The organism is Novosphingobium sp. 9U, from assembly GCF_902506425.1.
Taxonomy (GTDB): domain Bacteria; phylum Pseudomonadota; class Alphaproteobacteria; order Sphingomonadales; family Sphingomonadaceae; genus Novosphingobium.
The window spans coordinates 620,261-636,406 of record NZ_LR732469.1 but is presented as its reverse complement, the minus strand read 5'-3'; the positions used below and the strand labels follow the sequence as shown (position 1 = coordinate 636,406).

General features: G+C 65.6%; 18 protein-coding genes. 9 read left to right on the top strand and 9 right to left on the bottom strand.

The features are described from left to right. Positions 1 to 41: 41 nt before the first annotated feature. Positions 42 to 326, bottom strand: coding sequence for a hypothetical protein (locus GV044_RS02890; protein ID WP_159865195.1), 285 nt, complete (start codon positions 324 to 326; stop codon positions 42 to 44). A gap of 388 nt (positions 327 to 714) precedes the next feature. Here GV044_RS02890 and GV044_RS02885 point away from each other — a divergent pair, with 388 nt between their 5' ends. From GV044_RS02885 to GV044_RS02880, 3 genes are read left to right on the top strand one after another with little or no spacing between them, the layout of a single operon-like run. Beyond that, the gene (locus GV044_RS02885; protein WP_236554643.1) at positions 715 to 1,371 is read left to right on the top strand and encodes an ABC transporter ATP-binding protein; all 657 of its coding nucleotides are present in this window, start codon (positions 715 to 717) and stop codon (positions 1,369 to 1,371) included. Continuing rightward, positions 1,326 to 1,601, top strand: coding sequence for a hypothetical protein (locus tag GV044_RS22005; RefSeq protein ID WP_236554642.1), 276 nt, complete (start codon positions 1,326 to 1,328; stop codon positions 1,599 to 1,601). The genes GV044_RS02885 and GV044_RS22005 overlap by 46 nt, the downstream gene beginning before the upstream one ends. A 17-nt stretch (positions 1,602 to 1,618) precedes the next feature. Continuing rightward, positions 1,619 to 5,215: a M1 family aminopeptidase gene (locus GV044_RS02880; protein ID WP_236554640.1), complete on the top strand. Its 3,597-nt coding sequence runs from the start codon at positions 1,619 to 1,621 to the stop codon at positions 5,213 to 5,215. A gap of 70 nt (positions 5,216 to 5,285) precedes the next feature. Here the strand turns inward: GV044_RS02880 and GV044_RS02875 are convergent, their stop codons facing one another. From GV044_RS02875 to GV044_RS22510, 6 genes are all read right to left on the bottom strand, one after another. Next, complete coding sequence (locus tag GV044_RS02875) at positions 5,286 to 6,167, bottom strand: sigma-70 family RNA polymerase sigma factor (RefSeq protein ID WP_159870776.1); 882 nt, start codon at positions 6,165 to 6,167, stop codon at positions 5,286 to 5,288. Beyond that, positions 6,167 to 6,634 carry a carboxymuconolactone decarboxylase family protein gene (locus tag GV044_RS02870; protein ID WP_159865192.1) on the bottom strand — a complete coding sequence of 156 codons (468 nt, stop codon included), beginning with the start codon at positions 6,632 to 6,634 and terminating at the stop codon, positions 6,167 to 6,169. Before GV044_RS02870 ends, GV044_RS02875 begins: the two co-directional genes overlap by 1 nt. A 191-nt stretch (positions 6,635 to 6,825) precedes the next feature. After that, the gene (locus GV044_RS02865) at positions 6,826 to 7,407 is read right to left on the bottom strand and encodes a DUF308 domain-containing protein (RefSeq protein WP_159865189.1); all 582 of its coding nucleotides are present in this window, start codon (positions 7,405 to 7,407) and stop codon (positions 6,826 to 6,828) included. Positions 7,408 to 7,519: 112 nt separating this feature from the next. Continuing rightward, positions 7,520 to 8,161 carry an NrsF family protein gene (locus tag GV044_RS02860; RefSeq protein WP_159865184.1) on the bottom strand — a complete coding sequence of 214 codons (642 nt, stop codon included), beginning with the start codon at positions 8,159 to 8,161 and terminating at the stop codon, positions 7,520 to 7,522. Further along, positions 8,151 to 8,762, bottom strand: a complete 612-nt coding sequence (locus GV044_RS02855) for a sigma-70 family RNA polymerase sigma factor (protein ID WP_159865181.1) — start codon at positions 8,760 to 8,762, stop codon at positions 8,151 to 8,153. The genes GV044_RS02860 and GV044_RS02855 overlap by 11 nt, the downstream gene beginning before the upstream one ends. A 31-nt stretch (positions 8,763 to 8,793) precedes the next feature. After that, positions 8,794 to 8,925, bottom strand: a complete 132-nt coding sequence (locus GV044_RS22510) for a hypothetical protein (protein WP_256377239.1) — start codon at positions 8,923 to 8,925, stop codon at positions 8,794 to 8,796. Positions 8,926 to 8,992: 67 nt separating this feature from the next. On the opposite strand from GV044_RS22510, the gene GV044_RS02850 reads away from it, so the two are divergent. From GV044_RS02850 to GV044_RS02840, 3 genes are read left to right on the top strand one after another with little or no spacing between them, the layout of a single operon-like run. Then, positions 8,993 to 9,448 (top strand): DUF4126 domain-containing protein, encoded by a 456-nt coding sequence (locus tag GV044_RS02850; RefSeq protein WP_201298997.1) that lies wholly within the window; start codon positions 8,993 to 8,995, stop codon positions 9,446 to 9,448. After that, positions 9,445 to 10,833, top strand: coding sequence for an FAD-containing oxidoreductase (locus tag GV044_RS02845; RefSeq protein WP_159865178.1), 1,389 nt, complete (start codon positions 9,445 to 9,447; stop codon positions 10,831 to 10,833). Before GV044_RS02850 ends, GV044_RS02845 begins: the two co-directional genes overlap by 4 nt. Continuing rightward, positions 10,830 to 11,132, top strand: coding sequence for a UBP-type zinc finger domain-containing protein (locus GV044_RS02840; protein ID WP_159865175.1), 303 nt, complete (start codon positions 10,830 to 10,832; stop codon positions 11,130 to 11,132). Before GV044_RS02845 ends, GV044_RS02840 begins: the two co-directional genes overlap by 4 nt. Before the next feature lie 15 nt (positions 11,133 to 11,147). On the opposite strand, the gene GV044_RS02835 is transcribed toward GV044_RS02840, so the two are convergent. Continuing rightward, entirely contained in the window at positions 11,148 to 12,065 is a 918-nt protein-coding gene (locus GV044_RS02835; RefSeq protein ID WP_159865172.1) for a LysR family transcriptional regulator, read from the bottom strand. Positions 12,066 to 12,180: 115 nt separating this feature from the next. Between GV044_RS02835 and GV044_RS02830 the strand changes: the two genes are divergently transcribed. The 3 genes from GV044_RS02830 (at position 12,181) to GV044_RS02820 (ending at position 14,789) form a co-directional block, all read left to right on the top strand. Continuing rightward, a complete protein-coding gene (locus tag GV044_RS02830) occupies positions 12,181 to 13,107 on the top strand; it encodes an alpha/beta fold hydrolase (protein WP_159865169.1) in 927 nt (308 codons plus the stop codon). Positions 13,108 to 13,188: 81 nt separating this feature from the next. Next, the gene (locus tag GV044_RS02825) at positions 13,189 to 13,575 is read left to right on the top strand and encodes a hypothetical protein (protein WP_159865166.1); all 387 of its coding nucleotides are present in this window, start codon (positions 13,189 to 13,191) and stop codon (positions 13,573 to 13,575) included. A 161-nt stretch (positions 13,576 to 13,736) separates the two neighbouring features. Then, complete coding sequence (locus GV044_RS02820; protein ID WP_371741557.1) at positions 13,737 to 14,789, top strand: zinc-binding dehydrogenase; 1,053 nt, start codon at positions 13,737 to 13,739, stop codon at positions 14,787 to 14,789. Between the two features lie 55 nt (positions 14,790 to 14,844). On the opposite strand, the gene GV044_RS02815 is transcribed toward GV044_RS02820, so the two are convergent. Next, the gene (locus GV044_RS02815) at positions 14,845 to 16,125 is read right to left on the bottom strand and encodes a DUF1214 domain-containing protein (protein WP_159865163.1); all 1,281 of its coding nucleotides are present in this window, start codon (positions 16,123 to 16,125) and stop codon (positions 14,845 to 14,847) included. Positions 16,126 to 16,146: the final 21 nt, after the last annotated feature.

Sequence of the window (16,146 nt, the reverse complement as noted above, 5' to 3'; positions counted from 1 at the left end):
AGTTCCTCACAGCTACGTTGCCAAGCATGTGCTCATGCAGATCAGATCGAGGTTCGCGCGCGATAGCCCAGACCCTGGCCCTTGCGCCGCTCGGCAACCTCCCTGCGGCCGACCGAGACCTCTCGGCCTGCCGGCGCCAAGCCGCCCAAGGAGTTCCCAAGCGTTGCTTGCCCCATAACGGCAAGTTGCTGACGCTCAACGGTTTCGCGGTGACGGGCCATAGCCACGCATATCGGGCTCAAGTCGCCGGGCGTGTGCCAGAAACCAGAAATATCCGCCAAGGCCGCACGCAATTCCTCCGCCGCCGCGCGATCGGCATCTGTCACCGCGTGCATCCTTTGAGCTCCCAATCTTACGATTACATCGACAACCCTGTGGAGCGCGAACAGTTCCCCATCAGATCTGACTAAGTAGTTGATTTACATCAACACAGAAGTGCGCTTGGTGTTGGAAACAAAGTGCAAAAAGCGGAGTACTAGGCTCACGCTGTGCTGCAAAGCTGTTTGCGGATGCGCACCTGTCGGCACGAGCAAGTGGAAAGCCATCGCGCGCCGCTGAGTAGCGTAGGGGTCAGACTGCAACGACCGGTCATAGCCGCCCGAAGCTGGAGACGCGCTCTAGATTGCTTGCTCGGCCGCTTGTGTCGATTGCAGCGAACGCTTTGAAGCGTTCGAAAGCTTGCTAGTATGCGGCGGGTTCATGGGGGTTACGCGAATGCTGGAACTAGTCGGCGTAAGCCACGTCTATCCTAACGGCACACGCGCGCTCGACGATGTCACGCTCTCCATACCGCGTGGCATGTTCGGCCTGCTCGGCCCCAATGGCGCGGGCAAGTCGACGCTGATGCGCACGATCGCGACGCTGCAGGCCCCGACTCACGGCAGCATCTCGCTGGGCGATATCGACATCCTGGCCGAGCCGGAGAAGCTGCGCCGCACCCTCGGCTATCTGCCGCAGGACTTCGGTGTCTATCCGCGCGTCTCGGCATACCAGATGCTGGACCACATGGCCGTGTTGAAGGGCATTTCCGGCCGCGCGGATCGCAGGATCGTGGTCGAGACGCTGCTGGAGCAGACCAACTTGTGGAGCGTGCGTGGCAAGGCGATCGCCGGCTTTTCAGGCGGCATGCGGCAGCGCTTCGGCATTGCCCAGGCACTGATCGGGAACCCCGAGCTGATCATCGTCGACGAGCCCACCGCCGGTCTCGATCCCGAGGAGCGCAACCGCTTCCTTAACCTGCTCGCCGGCATCGGCGAGAATGTAGTCGTGATCCTCTCCACCCACATCGTCGACGCGTCGCCGACTTGTGCCCGCGCATGGCGGTCTTGGCGAACGGGCGCGTACAGCTGGAAGGCGCGCCGCGCGACCTGATCGAGTCGACCCGCGGCCGCGTCTGGCAACGCACCATCGATCACGACCAGCTAGATAACTACAAGCTCAACCACGAGATCATCTCGCATCGCTTCTTCGCCGGGCGCGTCATCATCCACGTCCTCAGCGACGAGCGCCCGGATGGGTTTGATCCGGTGCAGGGCGGGCTGGAGGACGTCTACTTCGCCACGCTCGCGTCGGTGCGCCGCCCCGCCGTCGAAACTGCCTGAGCCGGACGGAACGCGCCATGATGTTCGTTTCCATCGCTCGTTTCGAGCTTCGCTATCAGTTGAAGAACCCGGTGTTCTGGGTCTCGGCCGCTATCTTCTTCCTGCTCGGCTTCGGCATCTCGGCGAGTGCCAACGTGAGTATCGGGACGCCCGGCTCGGTGCACGAGAACTCGCCTTATGCGATCTCCGTGGCAACGGCCGTCATGGGGCTGTTCTACCTGTTCGTGATTACCTCCTTCGTGGCGAACGCGGTGGTGCGCGACGACGTCACCGGGTTCAGCCCGATGATCCGCGCCACGCCGATCACGCGCGGCCAGTTCCTCGCCGGGCGGTTTCTAGGCGGACTGGCAGTCGCGATCCTGGGCTATATGGCGGTGCCGATCGGCATCGGCGTCGGCGCGTCCATGCCTTGGGTCGATCCCGAGACGGTGGGACCTGGGGGACTGGCGGCATACGCCTGGCCGTTCCTCATCATCGCGATCCCCAACATCCTGCTATCCTCGGCGTTCCTCTTCGCCTTGACGACGATGACGCGCTCTATGCTGGCGAGCTACGTCGGCGTGCTCGTGTTCGTGATGGGCTATCTCATCGTCAACAGCGTGCTGGGTCCGCGCCCCGAATACCAGGACGTGCTCGCCCAGTTCGAACCGATGGCGATGGGCGCGCTCGAGCAGGTCACACGGTACTGGACGGCGGACGACATGAACGGCCGCCTGCTGCCGCTTGCGGGCAACCTGCTGTTCAACCGCCTCGTCGTTCTGGCGCTCAGCGCGCTGTTCCTGGGCGTGACCTGGCAGCGCTTCAGCATGACCGAGCGTGCGCCCTCCAAGCGTCGTCTGCGCAAGATCGCGCGAGACGACCGCAAGCTGGCCAAGGCCGCGGCAGTGCTCCCGGTGACGGGTGGGCAAACGGTGACCGGCCGCGCCGGATCGGCCCAAGCTGTCGCCGCGATATTCCGTCAGCGCTTGAAGACCGAGGTGCTTCTCGTCCTGAAGAGCCCCGGCCTCATCGTGCTGCTGCTGATCGCGCTGATATACACCGGGACCGCGCTAGCCTTCGCGGAGACGCAGTACGGGACGCCGTCCTATCCGTTGACTGCCAATGTCATTTCGACAGTGATGATTGGCATGACCCTGTTCACCGTTGTCGTCGCGGTGTTCTACGGCGGCGAGCTGGTCTGGCGCGAGCGCGACACTCGGATCAACGAAATTGTCGATTCCACGCCCGCGCCGGCCTGGGCGATCTTCGTGCCCAAGATCCTCGCAATCCTCGCGGTGCTGCTGGCCATGACGCTCGGCGGCATGGCGATGGGTGTGGCCTATCAGCTGAGCCGCGGCGTGACTCACATTGAGTGGGGCAGCTATCTCGCCTGGCTGGTCTTACCGCAGAGCATCGACCTGCTGGCGATCGCGATCCTGTCGGTCTTCGTGCAAGTCGTCAGCCCCAACAAGTACGTGGGCTGGGGCGTGATGCTGGTGTGGTTCGTCAGCCGCGTGTTCTTGAGCAATCTCGGCTATTCGAACATGCTGTATATCTACGGTGGTGGACCGACCGAGCCGCTCAGTGACATGAACGGCTCGGGATTCTGGGCCGGGGCGATGTGGGGCCGGCTGTACTGGGGCTGCTTCGGTCTGATCCTGCTGGTGCTCGCACACTGGATGTGGCCGCGCGGCACGGTGGTCGCGGTGCGGCCGCGGATCGCGGGCATCGGCCGGCGGATCACGCCCGTTTCGGCGACCCTCGCCGCGCTCGGGCTGGCGGGCATGGTGGGCAGCGGCATCCTGATCCACCACAACATTGCCGAGCTCAACCTCTACCGCACGAAGGACCAGATCGAGAAGCAGACCGCCGACTACGAACGTCGCTATCTCAAGTACGAGAACCTGCCACGTCCCGTGGTGACCGACGTCGCCTTCAATGTCGCGCTCGACCCCGCCCGCCGCCGGATGGACGTGACCGGCCGCTACGTCCTGCGCAACGAGACCCAGGCGCCAATCTGGCAAGTGCACGTGCGCCAGTCCGACGATACCGTCGATTTCACCAGCCTCGCGCTCGCCGGAGCCAGGCTTGCCTTTTACGACAAGTTGAACGGCTATCGCATTTACCGCTTCGATACGCCGTTGCTGCCTGGCCGCACCGCCACGCTCGATTTCCGATCCACCATCTGGCGGCGCGGTTTCGAGAACGGTGAGCCCCACACCGACCTGGTCGAGAACGGCAGCTTCGTGAACAACTTCGTGTTCGCGCCGGTGATCGGAATGACCCGCGATGCCTTGCTGACCGACCGCACCGCGCGCCGGCGCCAGGGCCTACCCGACGAGCTGCGCCCCGCCTCGCTCGACGATACTTCGGCACAGCGCGAGAACTACGTGCATGCCGATTGGGTCAACTCGCGCATCGTGCTCAGTACCAGCGCAGACCAAGTGCCGATCGCGCCGGGCAACAAGATTTCCGACGTGACCCGAAATGGGCGGCGAACCGCGACGTTCGTCAGCCCCGCGCCCATCCTGAACTTCTTCTCGATCCAGTCGGCCCGCTATGCAGAGGCGCACGACGACCATGCCGGCATCCGCCTCTCGGTATACCACGACCCGCGGCACGCCTGGAACGTGCCCAAGATGCTCGCCGCGATGAAGGCTTCGCTCGACTACTACACCGCACACTTTGGCCCCTACCAGTTCGACTATGCGCGGATCATCGAGTTCCCCGGCTACAGTACCTTCGCCCAAGCCTTCGCTGGCACCGTGCCCTACTCGGAAAGCATCGGCTTCGCCGCCGACGTACGCGATCCGGACAAGATCGACTATGTCAGCTACGTGACTGCGCACGAGCTGGCGCACCAGTACTGGGCACACCAGGTGGTCGGCGGCGCGATGCAGGGCGACACCCTGCTATCCGAGACGATGGCGCAATACTCGGCTTTGATGGTGATGAAACGCCTTTATGGCCCCGACAAGATCCGGCGCTTCCTGAAGTACGAACTGGATCAATACCTGAGCAACCGCAAGGGCGAGCGATTGCAGGAGCTGCCGCTCTACCGCGTCGAGGACCAGGGCTACATCCACTACCGCAAGGGATCGCTGGTCATGTACCTGCTCCAGCAACGGCTGGGCGAGGACGCGGTCGACCGGGCGCTGGCGCGGTTCCTGGCGCGCTACCGCTTCGAGGGCGCGCCTTACCCGCGCTCGGTCGATCTCATTGCCGAGTTCTGCAAGGAAGCCCACACGCCCGAGCAGCAGGCGCTGATCACCGACTTGTTCGAACGCATCACGATCTACGATCTGAAGGCGGACAATGCCAAGGTGACGAAGAATCCCGATGGCAGCTGGACCACGACGCTCACCATCGATGCCGCCAAGTACTACGCCGATGGCAAGGGCACGGAACGCTCCGCGTCACTGCGCGAGCCGATCGAAGTCGGCTTGTTCAAGCAGAAGCCAGGCCAAGGCGTTTTCGATCGCAGTGACGTGATCGCGATGGCGCGCCAGGATGTGGTCACCGGCAGGCAGCGGATCGTGCTGAGATCGGCGCAGAAGCCGGCGTTCGCCGGAGTAGACCCGTACAACTTCTACATCGATCGCAACTCAGATGACAACGTCGTAGCAGTCGATTGAGGGCGGCGCGGGCCAGACTTCGCCATGCTGCCATAGTGTAGGCCACCTTGAGCGCCGCCGACATGCCATTTCAGTGCAGATGTCGCAGCTTGTCCGGATTACGCATGATGTAGATCGCGACGATCTTCCCGTCTTCGATTTCCAGCGCGGTGGTCTGCAGTTCGCCGTCCGCTTCGCAGGTGACGAAGCCGGGCAACCCGTTGATCGTGGTCGTGCGCACCAGTTGCGAGCCGGACTTGCCGAACAGCACGGCTAGCCCCCTATGCAGGCGCAGGACGGGCTTGAGACCGCATACCGCTGTGACCGCCGCAGCCCGCTTGCCGCCGCCGTCGGAGTGGAGGCTGACGTCGGCTGCCAGCAGTGTGCCCAGCGCCGTCATGTCACCGCTGCGCGAAGCGGCGAAGAAGGCCTCGGCGATTTCCTGGCCGCGCTGCTTCTCAACAGCAAAGCGTGGGCGGCCGGCGCGCACATGGGCGCGGCCGCGTGCGGCCAGTTGCCGGCAAGCGGCGGGATCGCGACCGATCGTCGCCGCCACTTCCTCGAAGGCGAGACCGAACACATCGTGGAGCAGAAAGGCGGCGCGTTCGAGCGGCGACAGGCGCTCCAGCGCGAGCATCAGCGGCAGGGTGACCTCGTCTTCCTCGTCTGCTTCGACGAGCGGTTCCGGCAACCACGGGCCTACGTAAGTCTCGCGGCGATGCCGCGCCGACTTGAGCTGGTCCAGGCATAGCCGCGTGACCGTGCGGCGCAGGAATGCCTCGGGTTCGCGCACAATGGCGCGGTCTGCCTTCATCCAGCGAATGAATGCCTCTTGCACCACGTCTTCGGCATCGCTCACCGAGCCGAGCATGCGGTAGGCAACGCGCAGCAGGCGGGGTCGCAAGGGTCCGAAGCTTGTCGCCGCGTCCTCCACCTCGGGAAAGAGGTGGGCGCCGCCGCCTGCCGCCAGCATCACGCCGCCGCCTGGAGCTTGCGCGTGGCGTCCGTCTCTAGCCACATGCCAAAGCCGATGGCCATGCGGTTCCAGGCAGCAATCACGTTGATGACGAGCGTGAGCTTCACCTGCTCCTCCTGTGTGAACTGTGCCGCCAGCGCTTCGTAGGCGGCTTCGTGGTTGTGGCTCTCGGACAGGCGGATCAATGCCTCGGTCCAAGCCAGCGCCGCCCGTTCACGCTCGCTATAGCATGGCGCCTCCTGCCAGGCCGAGAGCAAGTAGATGCGCTGCTCGTGCTCACCGCGCTCGCGCGCCTCGGCGGTGTGCATGTTGATGCAGTTGGCGCAGCCGTTGATCTGCGAAGCACGGATCTTGACCAGTTCGACAAGACCCGCCTCAAGGCTGTCGTTGACGAGCAGCGACGTTGCAGTCCAGTTCTTCATCAGTTGGGGTGCGGCGGCGTAGGGATTGAGCTTTGCAGTCATGTCAGCGGTCCTTTCGTGGGTTGCGCTGACATGACGAGGCGGGCAGTCGCGGTGTGACATGGGTTGGGTGATATTTTCGATCGCCCATGAACAGGATCAACGTGGTGTAGCGCTCAATTGCATAGAGCAAGCACTGCACCAGCCTTTCCTCTTCTCAGGCGAGCGCAAGGTACCGTCTCGCCCGCGCAAGCTCAGGCCGCAGCGGTCCCGGCGCGGCGCCGCTTGTCGCTGACGGTCAGCGAGACGGCCGAGATGAGGAAATAGAAGGCGCCGAACGCCGCATAGGGGGCGATGTCGACTATGCTAACCGGTGCGGCACCTGCTGCCTGGTTGAGCATGTGGGTTCCGGCCAGACCCGACTGCGCGCCGCTCAGGATCATCGCCCACTGCACTCCATACGCCTTCCAGCGCCGCGCGCCGGTGACGAGCTGCAGAAGGCCGGACAGGACGGCCCACACGCCGAAGATCTGCAGCACCGTGTGCATGCCATGCGAGAGGGTGGCGGCGACTGCGACTGCGGTGAGCGTGCTGATGACGAAGTTCAGCACCTGGCTCTTGTTCCTCGCAAGGCCGCCGCTTCGGCTCGCGTCGAGAACGTTCGCAAGGGCGTCCCATGCAGGATAGGCGACGAGCATCACAGCGGCCAGTTGCGGCACGCTCCTGCCCAGCGTGAACGCCAGCGCGACCCAGGCGGCAGAGACCGCGAAGCGCAGATAGTAGTAGGTCTTGAGCCAGTCCCTGTCGGGAGCGGACGCCTCGAAGTTGGTCGTCATGGCACGTTTCCTATTGTGATGAGGGCGCACGTCTCCGTTCCCGGGAAGTCCGGGGTGGAACGGTGAGGGGTAGTTTTCACTGCGCGGCGCGGGGCGTCCGCGCGAGGTCAGGCTAAAGCCGAAAGCGTCGCGGCAGGCACCATCGTGCTACGCCGGTGACCGCGGCGCAGCCGATGCTGTACCAGAACACCACGTAGAGCGGATCGTTGAAGGGGCAGTAGAACGCGAACACGAAGGCTCCGCAGGTGCCCGCGGCGATGCCCGATGCGAGCGCGCTGCGCCTCGGCTGAATCGGCGCGGCCTTGCGCATCAGGGCGCCCAGCAATGCGACGATCGGCAGCGAGAGCACGAAGATCGATGTCGCGCACATCATCCCGCTTGTCGGATCGATCCGGTCGAGCAGCCCTCGGCCACTCGCTCCATCTGGCATGACGAAGGCGCCGGCAGCGATGGCTAGGGCTGCCAAGGCGCAGGCGAGCATCAGCCCCTGCCGCGGCCGCGTTGTGGGCGAGAATGACCGCACTGCCAGCGCGCAGGCCGCCAGCGCGAGAAGTCCCAGGCTTCCCACTCTCCACATCAGGTATGGCGAACCGGCCATGTGATGCATGTCCGGTCGCATCACGCCTCCGGCGAGAACGAGCGCAAGTTCCAGTCCACACAGTGCAAAGACGAGCGCGCCCTCTCGCACCATGCTGCGGCGCTGGACCGGCGCGAGACCTGAGGTCAGGTCGGCGATCAGGGCTTCATTCGACATCGGGGGTCTTCTCAATCAATGCCGTGAGGCGCACGAGGCCACGGTGGATGTTCATCTTCACGGCCGAGGGAGAGAGGCCGGTCTGGGACGAGGCCTCCTCGACGCTGTAGCCCTGCACCTTGACCAGCAGGATCGCCTGGGCCTGGGCGGGGCGCAGTTCCTCAAGAAGGCTGGCGAGTACCGAGCTGCTAACCACCGACGCCTCGTGATCCCCCACCGCCGAGTCTTCCGAAAGCGCGTCGAGCGGGCGCCGCGCCAGGCTTCGTAACTGGTCGACCCACTTGTTCTTGGCGATGGCCGCCAGCCAGGGGCCGAAGGGGTATTGCGGATCGTAGGAATGACGCCGCCGATGGATGGCGAGCAGATTTTCCTGGACGGCATCGTCCACGTCGCCGGGCGGCAGTCGCCGCTCGAAGTAGCGCTTGAGCCATTCCGACGTTTCGCCAAGCAGCCTTCGATACGCACCGCCATGACCATCCTGGGCCGCTGCCATCAGGCTGCTCCAGCTGTCCGGCGTCATGCGGGACGGACGCTCACGCGTGAGCGGCGCCGCGCCCGACGACGGCTTGGAGATCAATCTCGACAGGAGATGCGAGCGCATGATCCCTTATTCGCGCGTCGAGCGGCCTCGGTCACTCCATGTCGATCTTTTTCGTCGCGGCGGCCTTTCGGACCTGCGCTTTTTTGCAGGGACCATCGACGCCCGCGGCGTCAACGATGTTCTGCTTGCCGCCTTCGGCATACCTCGCAGTGGCTTCCGACATGCCGATCATACTTGTCGGCGCGGATCGGGCGTGAGACCATTCCGCCCTTAGCTGAAAGGGCAAGAGCGTGATCGTCCTCGCACTCATTATTGGCATTGTCGCGGGGCTGCGCGCCATGTTGGCGCCGGCCGCCATCGCCTGGGCCGCTGCATCGAGCCGGTTGCAGCTCGACGGGAGCTGGCTGGCGTTCCTCGGCTACCGGTTCAGCCCTTGGGTCCTGTCGCTGCTTGCGGTGGGCGAGCTTGTGACCGACCAGCTGCCGTCGACGCCCAGTCGCAAGGTGCCGGTGCAGTTCGGGGCGCGGTTGGTGAGTGGCGGTGTCTGCGGGGCTGCCATCGGCGTGGGGTCGGGATCGTGGGTCATCGGTCTGTTGCTCGGCCTCGTCGGCACAGTGATCGGCACGCTTGGCGGAGCGGCGGCGCGCGCCAGGCTGGCGGCGGCGTTCGGCAGCGATCGGCCGGCCGCGCTGGTCGAGGATGCAGTCGCCATCCTGGCCGCTGCAGCCGTCGTGCTGATGCTATGAGGCGGACGTTCGATGCGATCATCGTCGGCGCGGGCCAAGCCGGGCCTCCGCTAGCCGGGCGGCTGACCGCGGCGGGCATGCAAGTCGCGCTCGTCGAACGCAAGCTGGTGGGCGGGACCTGCGTCAACACCGGCTGCATGCCGACCAAGACGCTGGTCGCCAGTGCCTATGCCGCGCACCTGGCGCGGCGCGGGGCCGAGTTCGGCGTCACCACGGGCGAGATCGCCATCGACATGAAGGCGGTGGCGGCCAGGGCGCAGAAGGTTGTCACCGATGCGCGGACGAATAACGAACGGTGGCTGGAGGGCATGGCCGGGCTGACCCTGCTACGCGGCCATGCGCGCTTCACTGCCCCGAACGTCCTTGCGGTCGATGATGAGGAGCTGACTGCGCCGTGCATCTTCCTCAACGTCGGCGGCCGCGCGCTGGTCCCCGACATGCCGGGCGTCGGCGACGTACCGCATCTCGACAATACCGACATGGTCACGCTCGACACCGTGCCCGAGCATCTGGTGGTGGTGGGCGGCAGTTATGTCGGGCTCGAGTTCGCTCAGATGTATCGCCGCTTCGGCGCGGCGGTGACCGTGGTCGAGCGGGGCGAGCGGTTGATCGCGCATGAGGATGAGGACGTCTCCGATGCCGTGCGCGCGATCCTGGAGGACGAGGGCATCGTCGTGCGAACCGGCGCCAATTGCATCGGCTTCGCGCCACACCAGAACGGAGTCCTCGTTTCCGTCGACTGCAGTTCTGGAGAGCCGACCGTGACGGGCAGTCACGTGCTGCTCGCTGTCGGACGCCGACCGAACACCGATGACCTCGGGCTGGACGTCGCCGGAATCGTGACCGACGCGCGCGGCTACATCCAGGTCGATGACACGCTGCAGACGAACGTGCCGGGCATCTGGGCGCTGGGCGACTGCAATGGCCGTGGCGCCTTCACGCACACCGCCTACAACGACTTCGAGATCGTCGCTGCCAATCTGCTCGACGGTGAGGATCGCAAGGTGAGCCAACGATTGCTCGGCTACGCGCTCTACACCGATCCGCCGCTCGGCCGCGTGGGCCTGAGCGAGACGGAGGCGCGCAAGAGCGGGCGGCCACTCCTGATCTCCAAGCGACCCATGACGCGCGTCGGCCGGGCCGTGGAGAAAGGCGAAACGAAAGGCTTCATCAAGATCGTCGCCGACGCGGAAACGCAGCGCATCCTGGGTGCGGCCATGCTGGGCACCAGCGGCGACGAGGCCATCCATGGCATCCTCGACATGATGAATGCCGACCAGCCGATCGACACCCTGCGCTGGGCAGTGCCGATCCATCCGACCGTATCGGAGCTGATCCCCACCGTTCTGCTCGGCCTGACGCCACCATCGGAGAAGCAAGCATGAGTGACTGCAGCCACACGTCCACCATTAGGCAGGTCACCCCGAGCGCGAAGGGATGCGAGGAGTGCCTGGCGATCGGCAGCGCCTGGGTGCACCTGCGCTTATGCAGGTCCTGTGGCCATGTCGGCTGCTGCGACGATTCCCCGCACCGCCACGCCACGGCTCACTTCCGCGCTACAGCGCACCCGATCATCGAGGGGTACGATCCCCCGGAAGGCTGGGGATGGTGCTACGTCGACGAAGTGGTGGTCGATCTGCCGGACCGGACGCGCCAACTCGGACCCATCCCGCGCTACGTCTAGCGGTAGAAACGGCCTTCAGCGCTTTTCCTCGGGGCCGGCGCTCTCCCAATAAGGCGGCGATCCGATCGCTTGCTTCAGCGAGGCGACCAGCGCGGTGACTTTGGCCGAGGTGCTGCGGTTGCGCGGGTAAGCCACGAACAGCTGCGCCCCCTCCGCTTCGGCGCCGACATCGAGGACGCGTAGGCTGCCGCTCGCCAGTTCGGCGTGGATGAAGAACGTCGGCAGGAGCGCGATCCCGAGGCCCGTCGTCGCGGCCTCTCGCATCATGATGCCGTTGTTGACGCGCAGGCAGGCGCGAGGCCGCAGGATCGTCTCGCCGTCGCCGGACCGAAAGCGCCAGTCGATCCCGCGGTTCGAATAGAGGATGGCACAGGCGCCACCCAGCTCCTCCAGCGACGATGGCGTCCCATGTTGCTCCAGGTACGATGGCGCTGCCACGAGCAGGCGGCGGCTGGATGCCAGCGGCTTGGCGATTAGGCGCGAGTCCTCGACCGCACCGTGGCGGATGACCGCGTCGTAGCCGTCCGATGCGACGTCGATGAATCTGTCGTCGAGATCGACGGTGAGTTCGATCGCGGGATGCGTTCGCAGGAACTCGCTCAGGATGCGGCCGAGGTGGAGGGTGCCGAACCCGATGGGGCCGGCCACGCGGAGCGGACCGGACAGCGACCCGCGACGCTCGGCGATCTCCGCGCGTGCTTCTGCGGCCTCCCCCAGGATTCTGCGTCCGCGTTCGAGGAACAGTTCGCCTTCTACCGTCAACGTCAGTTTGCGCGTCGTGCGCTGCATGAGGCTTGCGCCCAGCACGCGTTCGAGCTCCGCCACGCGCTCGCTCACCACCGATTTCGCGAGGCCGAGACGACGTGCCGCTTCGCTGATCGAACCGGCTTCGGCCACCGCGACAAACGCCGCGATGCCGTCGAGCTTCAACATTGTTCGGCACTCCCGAAAGGCGGTTCCGGCATTTGGCGGCTAGTGCGCACGATGGCTGTAAATCATCTTGGCGTCGAGGCTGCGCGAGGGGAGCGCACGCCAGGAGGCCACTGTCATGATCACTCGCATTCTCGCCGGCGCACTGGCACTTTCCGCCATGCTGACCGCCGGCTCCGCCGCCGCGCAGGTCGAGAGTTTTCCCGCCACCTTCAGCACGCGGGAGATCGCCACCAACGGTACCACCATCCACACCCGCGTCGGCGGGAAGGGGCCTGCCGTGGTCCTGTTGCATGGCTACGGCGAGACGGGCGACATGTGGGCGCCGCTGGCCGCCGATCTTGCGCGCGATCACCTGGTGATCGTGCCCGATCTGCGCGGCATGGGCCTCTCCGCCAGGCCGGCTGCCGGCTATGACAAGAAGACGCAGGGGCAGGACATTGCCGGGCTGCTCGACGCGCTGAAGGTCGGCAAGGTCGATCTGGTCACGCACGATATCGGCAACATGGTCGGCTATGCCTTCGCCGCGCAGAACCGCGCACGCGTCAGCCGCTTCGTGCTGATGGATGCGCCCTTGCCCGGCGTTGGCCCTTGGGAGGAGATCCTGAAGAACCCGCTGCTCTGGCACTTCCGCTTCGGCGGTGCGGACATGGAGCGCCTGGTCGCCGGTCGCGAGCGCATCTACCTCGACCGCTTCTGGAACGAGTTCTCCGCAAAGCCCGAGCGCTTCAGCGAAGCATCGCGGGTCCACTACGCCGCGCTTTATGCGCGGCCCGGCGCGATGCATGCCGGCTTCGCGCAATTCGCGGCCTTCGACCAGGATGCTGTCGACGATCGCGCGTTCGTCGCGGCCGGCAAGTTGACGATGCCGGTGCTGGCGATCGGCGGCGAGAAGTCGTTCGGCCCGATGATGGCGACAGTGATGCGCTTTGCCGCCAATGACGTGACCGAGGCGACGATCTCCGATGCCGGACACTGGCTCATGGAGGAGCAGCCGATCGCGACCATCGCCACGGTGCGCCGCTTCCTGGATGCACGCCGGTAAGCGGCCGGTCGGTGGCGCGTGCGCGGTGATGGCGGATGAGAAGGCTTGATCCGTCATCGCTGCGAATGCCAAAGGAGCGACATGCAGCCACACACCCGCGCCATCATCGCCGCAACCGCATTCGCCGTGATCGCCGGCAAGAAGGTCGCCGGTGTCTACGATCATGCGACCGCCCGCAATCTGGAGATTGCGGCCGAGGCGCAAGGCGGCAAGGTCCAGGGCTTCGATGGCGAGCGCGGCGTGGCTTTCGGCGGCACTCTGCCGGAGATCCACGACGCCGGGGACAAGGCGTGGATCTCGTTCGAGACCGCCGGCGCGCAAGCCAAGGGCTACGATCGCGGCTCGTCGTCGTTCTACACCGCGCAAGTCAGCGACAGCGTGGTGCAGCTCTACGACCATGAGCACGCAGCCTGGTTCGCGTACGACTTCCAGGATGCCGCCGCCCCGAGCAGCTTTCTCCGCAGCTGAGGCCCGACGGCCGGCGCGATCGCGTCGCTGCTGCTTGCGTCAGGATGCTCGCACCCCATGTGCCTGACGCACCAGGCAAGGGAGACGAACATGGCCTTCACCGGACGTGAACTGCGCACGAAGATCGAAGAGGATGGCCGGCTCGTGCTGTCCTGGAACAGGTGACGATCGACGATCCCGCCGATGACGAGATCATCGTCCGTGTCGAGGCCGCGCCGATCAACCCGAGCGATTTGGGCCTGCTGCTGGGACCGGCCGACATGGCGAGCCTGCAGCGTGCCACCGATGAAAGCAGCGGCCTGACCTTCAGCGTGCCGCCGCAGCACTTGCGAGGCCTGCAGGGCCGGCTCGGACAATCGCTGCCCGTCGGCAACGAGGGCGCCGGGACTGTCGTCGCTGCGGGCCGCGATGCATCCGCGCTCGAAGGTCAGCGCGTGGGCATGATCGGCGGCGCGATGTACGCCGATTACCGCCGCATCAAGGCGCGCGACGTGATCCCCCTGCCAGCCGGAGCCAGTGCTCAGGACGGCGCGGCGATGTTCGTCAATCCGCTCACGGCGCAAGGGTTCGTGGAGACGGCGCGAACCGAAGGGCACAAGGCCATCATCCACACCGCGGCGGCTTCGAACCTGGGGCAGATGCTGCAGAAGCTCTGCCTGGCAGAGGGCATACCGCTGATCAACATCGTCCGCTCACCCGAGCAGGCCGAGCTGCTGCGCGCGATCGGCGCCACCCATGTGCTCGACAGCAAGGACGCCGACTTCGCCGAAGCCCTGACCGACGCGATCGCGGAGACGGGCGCGACCATCGCCTTCGACGCGATCGGCGGGGGCACACTTGGCGGCGAAATCCTGGCCGCGATGGAACGGGCCGCCGTGCGCACTGCGACCGAGTACAACCGCTACGGCTCCACCACCTGCAAGCAACTTTACATCTACGGGATGCTGGACACCTCGGCGACGACGTTCAACCGCGGGCCGATCGGGTTTCAGTTCAGCATCTCGGGATGGCTGCTTTTCCCGTTCCTGCAGAAGGCCGGCGACGCGGTGGCCCAGCGCTTCCGCGCGCGGGTGGTGGATGAACTGACGACGACCTTCGCCAGCCATTACACGCGGGTGATCGGCCTGGCCGAGGCGCTCGACCCGGATGTACTGCGCGCCTACGTGCGCAAGGCGACGGGCGAGAAGTTCCTGATCGATCCCACGAAAGGCTGACAGTCAGTTCAGGCTCCCAAGGCGCCAATCATGGGTGAAGAGGCGAGCGCGCGCCTCACCACAGTGGCCGCTGCTGCAGGACCGCCCGACGATCACGGATCTGCTGGTCGCGCTGCGCCGGCGTAATGCGCGGCGTGTCTTTGGGAAGCGCGGCGATCACCTGACTTAGCGGCAGCTTGCGCACCTTGGGGACCGGCTGGGTCGAACACTCCATCCAGCGGCCCTGGACGACGCCGCTGGGATAGCCCGCCGTTGCCAGCCAATTGGCGACGCCCGGGTCCTTGGCCGAGACGACGACCCGCAGGACACCATCCTTGTCGGGCGCGGCCTGTTCGCCGTTCAGGCTGCTCAGGTTGTTGTACCAGTCCGTCGTCTCGTAGATCTCGTTGGTCAGGATCAGTGAGCGATAGGTGCACTTGTCGGGCACAGGCGTTTCGATCAGCAGCGCCTCATCGTCCTTCAGGTCGTACGCGCCCTCGAAGTAGAATTGGCCGGCAAGCCCGCCGAGCGCGGCGAAGTTGACCGCCTTCAGCTGGTTGACGACGCCTTCCTCGCGCAGCTTGCGCGGACGGTCCACGAGCAGTGGGGCGATAAAGCCGGCCGAGGCGGGGATCGCGCGCAGCTTGGCTTCCAGCACTTGCGCGGACGGCCGCAGCCGCGGGGCAGGCACATCGAGCCGTTCGATCGAGAGTGTAGGCTCGCGCTCCTTGTCCCACTTCGATCCGACCATGCGCACCAGCAGCGAGTTGGTCGCAGGATCGAGCGGCCACCACTCACCGGTATAACCCTTTGGACGAACCGGGCTGAGGATCACGTCGTAGCGCCCCTCGGCATCGACCTTGAGCGTGTTGAAGTCGTGCACCGGCCGCGGCTTGCCCGGGTTCACGGCGGCTTGCTTGGAGGGCGGTGCGGTCTCCATCAGGCGCGCCTGGTTCATCGACCCGCGTCGGCCGCGCAGCCGGTACGTGCCGCCGGGCGTGATCTTCGCGGCGCGGTAGTTGGTGTCGGCATTGGGCTGGCCGACGGTGATGTAGTTGTTTAGCTGCGGCGTGAATGTGGGGTGATCCGGATCACCAGCGAGGGCGTCCAGGGTGGCGGCGGCGACGGCGGACAGGGCCAGGCGGCCGACTTCCGCGCGAACTTGCGGGTCGTTGCGCTGATCCTCCGGCAGCTTGGCGAGCACGCGGTCCGGCAAGTCGCGCAGACTGTCGAGCATCTCGCTCCAGCCCGGAACCGCGCTTGGTGGGCTGACGGGCGCTGCACCTGCCGACGAGGCGAGCAGCGCGGTTGCAAGGCCGGAAAGGCCCAATTTGGCTAAAGATCGACGAGCGTGCATCACCTGTTCTCCCATTCTTAT

Bases quoted from the DNA above. Each gene is read 5' to 3' on its own strand.
- GV044_RS02835 (WP_159865172.1), bottom strand. From the start codon at position 12,065: ATGTTGAAGCTCGACGGCATCGCGGCGTTTGTCGCGGTGGCCGAAGCC.
- GV044_RS02855 (WP_159865181.1), bottom strand. From the start codon at position 8,762: ATGCGCTCGCATCTCCTGTCGAGATTGATCTCCAAGCCGTCGTCGGGC.
- GV044_RS02880 (WP_236554640.1), top strand. From the start codon at position 1,619: ATGATGTTCGTTTCCATCGCTCGTTTCGAGCTTCGCTATCAGTTGAAG.
- GV044_RS02840 (WP_159865175.1), top strand. From the start codon at position 10,830: ATGAGTGACTGCAGCCACACGTCCACCATTAGGCAGGTCACCCCGAGC.
- GV044_RS02885 (WP_236554643.1), top strand. From the start codon at position 715: ATGCTGGAACTAGTCGGCGTAAGCCACGTCTATCCTAACGGCACACGC.
- GV044_RS02830 (WP_159865169.1), top strand. From the start codon at position 12,181: ATGATCACTCGCATTCTCGCCGGCGCACTGGCACTTTCCGCCATGCTG.
- GV044_RS02865 (WP_159865189.1), bottom strand. From the start codon at position 7,407: ATGACGACCAACTTCGAGGCGTCCGCTCCCGACAGGGACTGGCTCAAG.
- GV044_RS22510 (WP_256377239.1), bottom strand. From the start codon at position 8,925: ATGTCGGAAGCCACTGCGAGGTATGCCGAAGGCGGCAAGCAGAACATC.
- GV044_RS02870 (WP_159865192.1), bottom strand. From the start codon at position 6,634: ATGACTGCAAAGCTCAATCCCTACGCCGCCGCACCCCAACTGATGAAG.
- GV044_RS02845 (WP_159865178.1), top strand. From the start codon at position 9,445: ATGAGGCGGACGTTCGATGCGATCATCGTCGGCGCGGGCCAAGCCGGG.
- GV044_RS02815 (WP_159865163.1), bottom strand. From the start codon at position 16,125: ATGCACGCTCGTCGATCTTTAGCCAAATTGGGCCTTTCCGGCCTTGCA.
- GV044_RS02825 (WP_159865166.1), top strand. From the start codon at position 13,189: ATGCAGCCACACACCCGCGCCATCATCGCCGCAACCGCATTCGCCGTG.
- GV044_RS02875 (WP_159870776.1), bottom strand. From the start codon at position 6,167: ATGCTGGCGGCAGGCGGCGGCGCCCACCTCTTTCCCGAGGTGGAGGAC.
- GV044_RS02860 (WP_159865184.1), bottom strand. From the start codon at position 8,161: ATGTCGAATGAAGCCCTGATCGCCGACCTGACCTCAGGTCTCGCGCCG.